The organism is Enorma burkinafasonensis (assembly GCF_902150035.1).
GTDB lineage: Bacteria > Actinomycetota > Coriobacteriia > Coriobacteriales > Coriobacteriaceae > Enorma > Enorma burkinafasonensis.
Genome location: NZ_LR597515.1, coordinates 24,920 through 36,502, shown reverse-complemented (window position 1 = coordinate 36,502; position 11,583 = coordinate 24,920). Strand labels below are relative to the sequence as shown.

The 11,583-nt window shown below is 67.5% G+C and carries 8 protein-coding genes; 5 read left to right on the top strand and 3 right to left on the bottom strand.

All coding sequences use genetic code 11. The features are described 5' to 3' along the window. The first annotated feature begins 263 nt into the window (after positions 1-263). The gene (locus tag FS885_RS08010; RefSeq protein ID WP_144744538.1) at positions 264-1,178 is read left to right on the top strand and encodes a LysR family transcriptional regulator; all 915 of its coding nucleotides are present in this window, start codon (positions 264-266) and stop codon (positions 1,176-1,178) included. A 490-nt stretch (positions 1,179-1,668) separates the two neighbouring features. Here FS885_RS08010 and FS885_RS08005 read toward each other — a convergent pair whose 3' ends face one another. Further along, positions 1,669-4,749: a mechanosensitive ion channel domain-containing protein gene (locus FS885_RS08005; protein WP_246060885.1), complete on the bottom strand. Its 3,081-nt coding sequence runs from the start codon at positions 4,747-4,749 to the stop codon at positions 1,669-1,671. 12 nt (positions 4,750-4,761) lie between these two features. Next, positions 4,762-5,625 carry a transporter substrate-binding domain-containing protein gene (locus tag FS885_RS08000; protein WP_246060873.1) on the bottom strand — a complete coding sequence of 288 codons (864 nt, stop codon included), beginning with the start codon at positions 5,623-5,625 and terminating at the stop codon, positions 4,762-4,764. A gap of 248 nt (positions 5,626-5,873) precedes the next feature. Between FS885_RS08000 and FS885_RS07995 the strand changes: the two genes are divergently transcribed. From FS885_RS07995 to FS885_RS07985, 3 genes are all read left to right on the top strand, one after another. Continuing rightward, the gene (locus FS885_RS07995) at positions 5,874-6,587 is read left to right on the top strand and encodes an aquaporin (RefSeq protein WP_144744536.1); all 714 of its coding nucleotides are present in this window, start codon (positions 5,874-5,876) and stop codon (positions 6,585-6,587) included. A gap of 184 nt (positions 6,588-6,771) precedes the next feature. Further along, positions 6,772-7,341, top strand: a complete 570-nt coding sequence (locus FS885_RS07990) for a 5-formyltetrahydrofolate cyclo-ligase (RefSeq protein ID WP_144744535.1) — start codon at positions 6,772-6,774, stop codon at positions 7,339-7,341. Between the two features lie 88 nt (positions 7,342-7,429). After that, positions 7,430-8,806 (top strand): bifunctional folylpolyglutamate synthase/dihydrofolate synthase, encoded by a 1,377-nt coding sequence (locus tag FS885_RS07985; protein WP_144744534.1) that lies wholly within the window; start codon positions 7,430-7,432, stop codon positions 8,804-8,806. A 15-nt stretch (positions 8,807-8,821) separates the two neighbouring features. On the opposite strand, the gene FS885_RS07980 is transcribed toward FS885_RS07985, so the two are convergent. Beyond that, entirely contained in the window at positions 8,822-9,658 is an 837-nt protein-coding gene (locus FS885_RS07980; protein WP_144744533.1) for a histidinol-phosphatase HisJ family protein, read from the bottom strand. A 163-nt stretch (positions 9,659-9,821) separates the two neighbouring features. Here FS885_RS07980 and FS885_RS07975 point away from each other — a divergent pair, with 163 nt between their 5' ends. Beyond that, positions 9,822-11,582 (top strand): glycoside hydrolase family 13 protein, encoded by a 1,761-nt coding sequence (locus tag FS885_RS07975; RefSeq protein ID WP_144744532.1) that lies wholly within the window; start codon positions 9,822-9,824, stop codon positions 11,580-11,582. The last annotated feature ends 1 nt before the right edge of the window (position 11,583 follow it).

Below are 11,583 nucleotides of genomic sequence, written 5' to 3'. Positions count from 1 at the left end.
TCCGGACATGCCGTCCTCCGATCTCCCGGGGCCGGCCGATCCGGCCCTCAGGGTATCGGGTTCCCACATTCATCCGCACATGTGCGGATGAATGTGGGAGGTGTTCGGATAAAGTTGATAATCAAGGGAATGATTCAAAGCGGAGTTGACGGCCCGTCATCGACGGGACCCGATAGCGCTCATTTGTATAATGAATCTCAGGGAAGCGAATCTCTGAGTGATTCGCCCGTTTTGATTCAGGCGTATCCGCTAGGTGGTACCGGGTGAACATCCAACAACTTCGATACGTACGTGCCGTGCTGCGATCCGGGAGCTTCTCGGGTGCCGCGCGATCGGAGCACGTGTCCGTCCAGGCCGTCTCAAAGGCGCTCGGCGAGCTCGAGTCCGAGCTCGGGGACACCCTGTTCATCCGCGACAGCAAGGGCGCCACGCCCACGTCCTTCTGCTCGGGCCTGCAGCCGCTCGTCCAGAACACCCTCGAGGGGATCGATCGGATCGAGCGCTACGCCGAGGGCCATCGCGCGGGCTCGCCCGAGGGCCACGAGGGCCTGCGGGTCCTGCTCACGGTCCCGCATTTCAACAACTGGCAGGCCGTCTGCACCGGCCTCGAGCGATTCCTGGGGCGCCAGCTCAACATGAAGGTGAGCCTGGGCCTCTGCTCGGGGCACCAGGCGCTCGGCCAGCTCTATGACGGGAGCCTCGACGTGCTGCTCACGGTGGGCGCCTACGACAACCCGGCATGCGACTGCCTGCCGGTGGGCACGCTTCCGGCCGGGGTCTTCCTGCCCAAGGCGCATCCGCTCTACGCCAAGGGCGGCGTCACGCTCGCGGACCTCGAGCCGTACCCGACGGGCTACATCATCGGGCTCGACGACTTCAACGAGACCATCGTCAACATCTACCGCAAGCACGGCATGAAGTCGCCGATCATTCCCGTCCAGAACGGCGAGGAGTTCGAGCGCCTGCTCAACCGCGAGAACGGCTTCGCGATGGGCGTCGGCATCGAGGCGTTCTCGACCTCTCCCGAGTGGGGGATGGTGCGCTTCAAGGCGCCCGACAACCTGGCGATCCCGGTGTGCGCCATCACCATCAAGAACCAGAAGACCGAGTGCTACCGCATCTTCGAGCGCTTCATGCTCAAGGAGTTCTCCCAGCTCATGGGAGTTATCGGGTCCTAATCGCCCCTTGGATTTCCAAGGAGTCTACGGGGCACTGAGATGAGAGAGGTGCGCTCGGGGTCCTATGCCGCGCGTAGAAATCCTTTCCAACATCTCATTTTTGGCCGTCCAGTTCAGATATGTACGATTGGACGGCTGTTGAAGGGTGCCGGCCACGCCATCTTGCTCGAATCATAGCGCCGGTCAACCGTGCGTCATAACAAAAGCGCAGGATTCGCGAGTCTGCAGCTGCAGTAGCCCAGCTTTATCGGGGGAGCAATCGTACATATCTGAACTGGACGGCCAGATTGGGCCGTTTGGTGAGAAAAAAACGAGTGCCGTGCCGCGCGGCGTGCCGCTGCGGGACCGCCGGTTGCGTCGCATCGTCGCGTCATCCGGTCTCGCTGCTTCCCGCAAAAGAAACGAAAACGCCCCGTCTCAGATCCGCTATGCGGCTGAGACGGGGCGTCGTGCGTGTAAGGCGCGCAGCGGGGGGCGCGGGTTCGGGAGGCTACTCCTTGTCCTCGCCCTTGAGCTTGCTCAGGGACTCGTCCTGGCTCTCGACGAAGCTGTCGGCTTCCTTGAGCTCGCGCGCCTCCTCGGCCTCCTTGGCCTTGTCGGGCTTGACCTCGTCCTCGTGCTCGAACTGGAGCTGGTAGGGGGCGATGTTGTGGCGGGTCAGCAGCAGGCGCATCTCGCGCTTGAGGTTGCGCTCGAGCGCGGCGCGGTTCTTCTCGGAGCAGCGCGCCACGATGCGGAGCGTCATGGTGCTCTCGGTGAGGTTCACCACGCCGCGGTAGAACGGGCCATCGAGGACCATCGGCTGGCGCTCGGCGATGATGGGGAGCTCGCGCTTGAGCATGTTCTCGATGTAGGGCAGGTCCTCGCCCACGGTGATGTTGACGTCGACGTTGGCGAAAGAGTCGAGCTTGGTGCGGTTGATGACGTTCGAGATGGCGCTGTTGCGCAGCACGATGACGTTGCCGCTGCCGTCGTTGATCTTGGTCGTGCGGATGCCGATCTCCATGACGGTACCGGTATTGGCGCCCACCGAGATGGTGTCGCCCACGCGGAACTCGCCCTCGAAGATGATGAAGAGGCCGCACAGAAGGTCGGTCACGAGGTCCTTCGCGCCGAAGCTGATGGCGAGCGTGAGCAGGCCGGCGCTGGCAAGCAGCGTCGCGGTGTCGACGCCCACGGTCGCGAGGCACCAGTAGAGGGTGCCCAGGATCGCGCCGTACTTGACGAGGCTCACGAGCAGGCGGCAGACGGTCTCGCCGCGGGTCGAGAGCACGCCGGAGAGCAGGTGCAGGATCTTCTGCAGGACCCAGGAGACCGTGAAGATCACGCAGGCGGTCATGATGCTCGCCGTGATGGCGAAGATGTTGAGGCCCTGCTCCCAGCCGCCGCCGAGGATGTAGCCGAAGACGGAGTCGCTGCCGAAGATGCGGTCGCGGAAGAGCACGGCAACGAAGACGGCGAGGACGCCGATGCCGAGGAAGATGCGCAGCACGTAGCCGAGCTTCTGCTCGGGCGTCATGGACTCCCAATCGAGCGAGCGGTTGAGCCAGCGGCTCGCGGCCGACTCGGTCTTCGCCTTACGGCCGGACGGGGTGACGACGTCAAAGACGCGCCCGTCGCCGCGGTCGGCGGAGACGATGCGGGAGGCGACCGTGCCCTCGGCGGGCTCGAGCGCGATGAGGGCGTAGACGAGCACCATGCACGCGATGGCGATGCCCGCCGTGGTCACGGTCAGCGGGACGCGCTGGCTCATGAGCTCGCCCTCGGGGCCGGCGACGTAGACGTAGTAGTCGTCGGTCTCGACCGAGGAGGCGAAGTAGGTCTCGCCGTCGATGGTCAGGTAGTCGTCGTAGCCGCCCCTGATCTGCTTCTCGGTGAGGCCCATATCGGTCGCGGCCTTGCCCTGGACCATCTCGTCGGGATAGTACGCGAAGGTCTCGTCGTCCTTGTCGATGGCGAAGGCGAAGCCGCCGGCACCGGCCTGGACGCCGTCGAGCACGGTGTCGATCTGGACGGTCGCGAGCAGGTTCTCGAGACGGCTCGAGCGGATGCCGATCTGCACGAAGCCGTCGACATAGCCCGCGTCGTCGTAGGTGGCGATGCCGATGTACTGGCGGAGCGCGCCGGTGGTGTCATCGTGCATCGGTTCCTGGATGAACTCATCGACGCCCTGGAGGAGCTGGTGGAACTCGTAGGACTGGTCCTCGGGGTCGTCCGAGATCGAGAAGTGCTCGTAGGGCGCGTTCGACGCGACCATGTCGCCGTTCAGGTCGAAGCGGTACACGTTCACGATCTGCAGCGCGTCGGCGAGCTCCTGCATCTTCTCCTTGGTGAGGAGCTCGGGGTTGCGCTCCAGGATGTAGGCCGCGACGCGCGCCTTCGAGAGGTAGCGCTCGTTGTACTGCTCGGTGAGGTCGTCGGCGCGCTGGTTGGTGCGGTCGATGGTCTCGGCGATGGTCGCCGCGCGCTCCTTGTTGGCGACGGACTGCGAGGAGAGCGCGAAGAGGGTCTGCATGTAGAACGAGACGCCCACGATGGCGATCACGCCCACGAGCGCGAGCACGAGCGCGCGCCGCCCGATCGTGCGGTTGTAGCGCAGCGCCCCGAGCTTGACGAAGTGGCTCTTCACGTCGCCGTCGCGCTCCTCCTCGCGCATCACGAAGATGCCGTAGAGGGCGACGGTGGCCATCACGACGAAGAAGACGAACATGATGACCGCGACGGTGACGTTCCGGGAGGCCGCCATGTCGGAGGCGGGCACGGCGCAGATGTAGTACGTGTCGCCGATGAGCGCGACGCGGCAGTAGAGGCTCTGCCCGTCGAGCTCCATCCAGCAGGTGGTGCCGTCCTCGAGGTCGTTGACGTCGATACCCAGATCGAGCGCGTCGTCGCCGACGAGCTCCCCGTCGGGGTGGTACTCGATCACATAGGTCTGGGCCGAGAGGGCGAAGACGTAGCCGCCCTGGCCGACGGAGATGTTGCGCAGCACGCTCTCGGTCGAGCCGGTGGTCTCGATGAGCTCGCGGAGCTCCGCGGGACTCTGCTCGATAACGACCATGGTCTCGTCGTCGATCTTGGCCGCGTAGTAGCGCATGAGCCAGTCCTCATCGGGCAGCTCGATCTCGACGGCACGCGAGGGCTCGCCGGTGCTGAGGCACTCGCGGAGGTAGTTGAAGCGCGCGTAGCTGAAGTTGGCGCGCGTGTCGGCGGCGCGAGCGACGATGGTGCCGTCGGCCTTGACGATCATGATGTTGTCGACGTCCAGCAGCTGCTGGTACTCGGCCATCTTGGCGTCGGTCGCCTCGAAGCCCACGTTGTTGGCGGCCATGAACGAGACGGACTGCGCCTTGGACTGGTAGACCGCGTCGAAGGTCTCCTTGTTCTGCGCGGTCTCCTCGTCGGCGTCCTCGAGCAGCTGCACGAGCTGCTCGGACTCCTGGGCCATCTCGGTGTCGTAGCTCGCGATGGAGAGGCGCTCCTGCATCTGGGAGAGGAGCACGCCCATCACGGCCATGCTCACGGCCACGACGGCGATGAGCAGGGCGATCTTACGCTTGAGTCTGCGTGACATATGCATCGCCTCCTAGTCCCACTTGTCGACGAGCCGGGCGATGAAGCCCTCGTCGAGCATGTCCTGCACCGCGTCGGCGACGGGCTGCGACAGGTCGGAATCCTTCTGCGTGGCGATGCCGAACGACTGCTCGGCGACCACGAAGTCCTCGATGTAGGTGCGCTTGTCGTCCATATAGGTCTGGGCGATCGCGCCGTCGAGCACCATGGCGTCGACGACGCCCTCCTCGAGCGCGTCGGAGAGCTCCTGGTAGGAGGGGAACTGCAGGAGCTTCCACGTGTCGAACACGGCCTCGGTGTTGTCGGCGCCCAGATAGGACGCCTCGCCGTTCGAGAAGCCGATCTCGTAGAGCTTGATGGAGAGCAAAGGCGCCGCGTTCGCGCCGGCCATCGTGCCGAAGGTGCGGCCGCGCATGTCCTCGATGGTGGTGATCATCGAGGTGTTCTGCACGACGGCGATGACCTTGTCGTCGTAGTAGGCGGGCGAGAAGTCGAAGTTCTCGAGGCGCGTGTCGGCGATGGAGTAGCACGCGGCGATGAGGTCGATCTTGCCGCCTGTGAGCATCTCCTTGCGGTTCTCGGGCAGGACGGTCACGTACTCGACGTCCTGGTAGCCCAGACGGTCCGCGAGCTCGTTCACGAGGTCGATCTCGAGGCCGTAGTAGTTGCCCGTGTGCTCGTTCAGGTAGCCGAAGCCCATGACGTCAGCGCGGACGCCCGCGCGGAGCGCGCCGCTTGAGGGTGCTGCTGCAGCTGCCGAGCTGCCCGACCTCGCGGTGGCGCCACCGGTGCAGCCGCCGAGCAGGGCGGCCAAGGGCAGTGCCGCGCAGGAGCAGGCGAGCTTGCCGAACTCTCTTCGCGTGTAGTTCACAGTCATCTCTCCCCATCGAATCGATGTGAATCCAGCGTGCGCCCGAAGCGCACCGAGTTTGCAAGTTTACGAAAGTCGAGACGCCATTGCCATGATTTCGTAAGGTTTCTCTAAGTGGTTCAAAAGATGATTGATACCATGACGTTTTCTTGCCAAGCCTGAGGAGCTTCCCTCACAATGGCCCGGCTCGCGCCCGCACCCGGGGCGGCCCGTGCGCCGGCCGGCGCGCGGCCACGACGAAAAGGAGAAGACCTTTGGATTCCTGGAAGAAGTACCTCGCCGAGGCCCTCGGCACCTTCACGCTGACGCTCTTCGGCTGCGGCAGTGCCGCCATCGCCGGCTCCACGCTCGGCACCCTCGGCATCGCCTTCGCGTTCGGCCTGTCCATCGTCTGCATGGCCTTCGCCATCGGCAACGTCTCCGGTTGCCACATCAACCCGGCCGTGACCTTCGGCTGCTACATCGACGGCCGCATCTCCTTGAAGGAGCTCTACGCCTACTGGATCGCCCAGTTCGTGGGCGGAATCGCGGCCGCGTTCGCGCTGCTGCTCATCGTGACCCAGTGCGGCGCCCTCGGCGGCGTGGCCGAGACCGGGCTCGGTTGCAACGGTTATGGTGACGCCTCCACCACGGGCATCTCCATGGTCGGCGCGTTCATCGTCGAGGTCATCTTGACCTGCGTCTTCGTGCTCACCATCCTGGGCGTGACCGCCGACGGCAAGACCGGCCACTTCGGCGGCATCGTGATCGGCCTCACGCTCACGTTCGTGCACATCATGGGCATCCCCCTGACGGGAACCTCGGTGAACCCCGCCCGCAGCTTCGGCCCCGCGCTCGCGATGGCCACGCAGGGCAGCACCGTCGCCCTCGAGCAGGTCTGGGTCTTCATCTTCGCCCCGCTCGCCGGCGCCGCCCTCGCCGCGGTGCTCTTCGGCGTCTTCAAGGCGTTCTACCAGCAGGAGGCGTAAAGGCCGCCTGCCACATGCCCTTCATCGACTCGCAAGGGGTCCGCGTCATGCGGGCCCCTTATACTATGTAGCGGTTCCTGCGCCCGCCGGGACCCCATCCGCTTGCCACCGGGCGCATCGCCATCGCGGCTTGCCGGCAGGCGCCGCGTTCCCGCGCCGTCTCGTTCCGAGGGAGGCTTGCAGTATGGGCGCACCTGCCAAGAAGGATCTGCGCCGGGAGCTCAAGGCGGCACGTGCCGCGCTGGGCGCCGCAGAGCGGGCCTGTGCGGACCGTGCGATCCTCGCTGCCCTCAAGGTGCTTCCTCATGTGCTGGAGGCGCCGTGCGTCTACACCTACCGCTCGTTCGGTGCGGAGGTGGACACGAGCCTCCTCATCACCTGGTGCCTGGATGCGGGCAAGAAGGTCGCGCTGCCGCGCTGCGTGCCCGGCTCGCGCACGCTGGAGTGGTATGCCGTCGACGGCCTCGAGGGCCTCGTGCCCGGTCCCTTCGGCATCGAGGAGCCCGCGCCAGACCCCGCATGCCGCGTGGACGGTCGCGGGCGGGCCGGCGACGTCGCCATCGTCCCCGGGCTCGCCTTCGACCGCGCTGGCTTCAGGATCGGGTACGGCGGCGGGTACTACGACGTCTTCCTCGGCTCTTTCGCGGGCCGCTCGATCGGCGTCTGCCGCGCCGCCGAGCTCGTGGAAAGCCTTGCCGCCCTTGGGGCCGTGGAGGCGCATGACGTCCCCGTCCGGCAGGTTGTGTGCGGGTAGGGATGCCCGCGCCGTGGAGGGCGCGGCGTGCTACCATCGTCGGTTGTCATCCGCGGGCGCCCGTGCGCCCCGTCTGAAAGAGAGCGCTATGAGCCCACGCGCGAGCGAACGCTATACGGTCCCCTTCGAGTTCGACGAGCTGCCCTTCGCGCGGGCGGTCGAGCTCGCTGCCGATACCGGCACCGTCTCCGGCGATGCCGGGCCCCTGCTCGAGACCGTCGTCGAGATGCTCGACGAGCTCGATCGCCCCGACGGGCACTTTGACGTGCTCCAGGTGGCGGGCACCAACGGCAAGAGCTCCACGGTGCGCTTCTGTGCCGCCATCCTCGGCGGCGAGGGGCTGCGCTGCGCGCTCTACACCTCGCCCCATCTGGTCCGCTATCCCGAGCGGATGGAGGTCTGCGGGCGTGTCATCTCGGACGCGGCGTTCGCCCACGGCGTCTCCGCCGCGCTCGAGGCTGGCCGCCGCGTGAACGCCCGCCGCGCCGCCGCGGGCGAGGCGCTCTACACGATCACCCCCTTCGACCTCTTGACGGTCGCCGCGCTCGTGGTGTTCGCCGAGGCCGAGGTCGATGTGGCCGTGCTCGAGGTGGGCCTGGGCGGGCGCTGGGACGCCACGAGCGCCACGCACCCGGTGGGCGTCGCGGTGACGGGGATCGGCCTCGACCACATGCGCATCCTGGGCGACACGCTCGGCGAGATCGCGGCCGAGAAGGCGGCGGTCATCCAGCCGGGCCGCTTCTGCGTGCTGGGGGAGGGGACGCACCATCCCGAGGTGCAGGCGGTTATGGACGGGCGCTGCCGCGCGTGCGGCGTCGAGCCCGTCGTCGTCTGCCACGAGGTCCTGCGCGAGCCCGCCCATCTGGGCGATGCCCTTGCGGTTCGGGTGCCCGCACCGCTCGCCACCTACGAGGTGTCGGTCAAAAAGCCCGCCTACCAGGCCCAGAACGTCGCCTGCGCTATCGATATCGCCGAGTGCTACCTCGGCCGGGCGCTCGATGCGGCCGCGCTCGGTCGGAGCCTCGCCGCGTGCCCCACGCCGGGCCGCTTCGATATCGTGCGCACAGACCCGCTCGTGCTCATCGACGCCTGTCACAACCCCCAGTCGTGCGAGACCTTCATCTCCTCGATCGGCGAGATCGCCCCCGAGCGCGCGTCGCGCCCGGCCCTTCTCATAGCCACGCTCACCGATAAGGACTCGCAGGGGATCGTCCGCGCCCTCGTGCCGGAGTTCCCCCGCATCATCGTGGCCCGCACCGCCTCGCCGCGCGCGCTTGCCACAAGCGAGCTCGCCGGCGCCGTCGCGGCGGAGCTCGAGCGGGAGGGCCGCCCGGCGGGCGACCTTATCGCCTCCTTCGACTCCGTGGCCGAGGCGCTCGCGTTCGCCACGGAGCGCGCCATGCCCGTGGTCGCAGCGGGCACCATCACGCTCGCGGGCGAGGTCGCGGGGCTCCTGCGCGGGTAGGGCCGGCCGTTCGCGCTAGAGCTCGTGGAAGCGCGGCTCCTTGCCCTCGAAGGTGCAGAACGTCTCGAAGCCCATGTCGGCGAGGCGGCGCTGCACGTAGCGGAGGTAGCTCCCCAGGTGGTCGGGCTCGTGCGAGTCGCTGCCGATGGTCACGATCGTGCCGCCCAGGTCGCGGTAGAGCTTAAGGATCTCGGTCGCGGGCTGCAGGTCGGGCAGGCCGTAGCGGAACGACGAGGTGTTGACCTCGATGCCCTTGCCGTCGGCGATGACGCGCTCGAGGATCGCGGCGACGATGTCGCGCGTCCGCTCGAACGGGTAGATGCCCGCGGGGTCGTAGCGCTTGATGAGGTCGAGGTGCCCGAGCACCGAGTAGCCGTGGAAGCGCTCCACGACCGAGAGCAGCTCGCGGTAGTAGGCCTCGTTGTACTCCTGCTGCGTCCGCCCCTCCTGGAAGGAGCCGTCCCAGAACTCGAGGTCACCGACCTGGTGGATCGAGAGGATCGCGAAGTCGAGCCGATCGCCCCATCGCTCGAGCAGCTGTTCGTAGCGTTCGACGGTATGCGCCTGCACGCCGAGCTCGAGGCCGACGCGGACCGTGAGGTCGCCGGCGAACTCGTCGCGCGCCGCCTCGACGGTGGGGAAGTAGCGCTCGTAGTCGACGTTGGTGAGCGGGATGCCGTCGACCACGCGAGCGAGCTCGGGGTGGTCGCTATCGGGCTTGACGCCGTAGTCGACGTGGTCGGTGAAGCAGATCTCGTCGAGGTTGCGCTTCACGGCGTCGCGGCAGACCTCCCTCACTGGATAGGTCGAGTCGTCGCTGAACTCGGAATGCACGTGGAAGTCCGCAAGCATGAAGGCCCCTTTCCCTTTGCCCCGCCCGAACATGACGGCCCTACCTTAGCACCCGGCGCGCACGGTAACCTGCTTGCAATCTTTCAACTTCTGCCGCGCTGCCGCGCGGGAGGGCGTACCATCACGCATAGGGAACGGACCCGGAACCGGGAAAGGAGGCACCATGGGAACCTCAGGACAGGAGCGCGCGGGCGCATGGTGGAGCCAGGCGGTGGTCTACCAGGTGTATCCGAGGAGCTTCAGCGATGCCGACGGCGACGGCCTCGGGGACATCCGCGGGGTGACCGAGCGCATCGGCTATCTGGCGGAGCTTGGCGTGGATGCCATCTGGCTCTCGCCCTTCTACCCCTCGGAGCTCGCAGACGGCGGGTACGACGTCATCGACTACCGAGCGGTCGACCCCCGGCTCGGCACGCTCGACGATTTCGACGACCTGGTGCGCGCGGCGCATGCGGCGGGCATCAAGGTGATGGTCGATATCGTGCCCAACCACACCTCAGACAGGCACGCCTGGTTCCAGAAGGCGCTCGCCTCGCCCGCATCTCCCATGCGCGACCGCTACATCTTCCGCCCCGGCCTCGGCGCGGCAGGGGAGCTCCCGCCCAACGCCTGGCAGTCGACCTTCGGCGGCCCGGCGTGGGAGCGCGTGCCCGACGGCAGCTGGTACCTGCACCTCTTTGCCAAGGAGCAGCCCGACCTCAACTGGAACCACTCTGCAGTGCGGGCCGATTTCGAGCGGACGCTCAGGTTCTGGAGCGACCGCGGGGTCGACGGCTTCCGCGTGGACGTCGCCCACGCGCTTGTCAAGGATCTCGAGAGCGCCACGCTCGAGGAGCTCGGGCGCGTGCCCGTGAGCGGCATGGCGACCCCGGATGAGCCCCATCCCCTCTGGGACCGTCCCGAGGTGCACGAGATCTACCGCACGTGGCGACAGGTGTTCGACGAGTACGATCCTCCGCGCTTCGCGGTGGGCGAGGCCTGGGTGTGCCCCGAGCACCAGCATCTCTACGCCGCGCCCGACGAGCTGGGCCAGGTGTTCAACTTCGAGTTCGCCAAGGCGGATTGGTTCGCCGACAGCTTCCGGGCGGCGATCGAGGAGGGCATCGCGAGCGCGCGTGCCGCCGGCTCGACGGGCACCTGGGTCATGTCGAACCACGACGTGCCGCGCCATGCCTCGCGCTACGGTCTGCCCCAGGTCAGGGCTCGTGCGCACCATCAGCTCGCGAACGACTGGATCCTGCGCGACGGCGCGAGCTACGCCGAGGACCGTGCGCTGGGGACGCGCCGCGCCCGCGCGGCGGTGCTGATGGAGCTCGCGCTTCCCGGGTCGGCCTACATCTACCAGGGCGAGGAGCTCGGCCTCTTCGAGGTCGCCGACATCCCGTGGGACCGCCTCGAGGACCCGACCTCGCGGAACACTGCGGGTCCGGCCACGAGCAAGGGGAGGGACGGCTGCCGCGTGCCCCTGCCCTGGAGCGCCGGGGACCGCCCCCGCCCGGCGGCGTGGAACCCGTCGTTCGGCGACGGCGCGACCGGGAGCTTCGGGTTCTCCCCGGCGGGGTGCGCGGTGGCGCCCCATCTGCCCCAACCGCTCTGGTTCGGCGAGTTCGCCGCCGATCTCCAGGAGATTGACCCCACCTCGATGCTTGCGCTCTATCGCGCGGCGCTGCGCCTGCGCCGGGAGTACCTGGCCCCGGCCGACCCGGGCTCCTTCTGTTGGGTGGACCCCGCGACCCTGGGTCCTGAACCCGAGCAGGTCATCGCGTTCGCGCGCGGCCTGGGCACGCGGGGAGCCCTGGTGAGCTTGACCAACTTCGGCGCCGCGCCGCTCGCGCTTCCCGCCGGCGAGCTCCTCCTCTCCTCGGTCGAGGTCGCAGACGGGCTGCTGCCCCGGGATGCGAGCGCCTGGGTGCTCGCGGACTAGG

Coding starts and splice junctions, on each gene's coding strand:
- FS885_RS07980 (WP_144744533.1), bottom strand. CDS start 9,658: ATGCTTGCGGACTTCCACGTGCATTCCGAGTTCAGCGACGACTCGACC.
- FS885_RS07975 (WP_144744532.1), top strand. CDS start 9,822: ATGGGAACCTCAGGACAGGAGCGCGCGGGCGCATGGTGGAGCCAGGCG.
- FS885_RS08000 (WP_246060873.1), bottom strand. CDS start 5,625: ATGACTGTGAACTACACGCGAAGAGAGTTCGGCAAGCTCGCCTGCTCC.
- FS885_RS07985 (WP_144744534.1), top strand. CDS start 7,430: ATGAGCCCACGCGCGAGCGAACGCTATACGGTCCCCTTCGAGTTCGAC.
- FS885_RS07990 (WP_144744535.1), top strand. CDS start 6,772: ATGGGCGCACCTGCCAAGAAGGATCTGCGCCGGGAGCTCAAGGCGGCA.
- FS885_RS08005 (WP_246060885.1), bottom strand. CDS start 4,749: ATGTCACGCAGACTCAAGCGTAAGATCGCCCTGCTCATCGCCGTCGTG.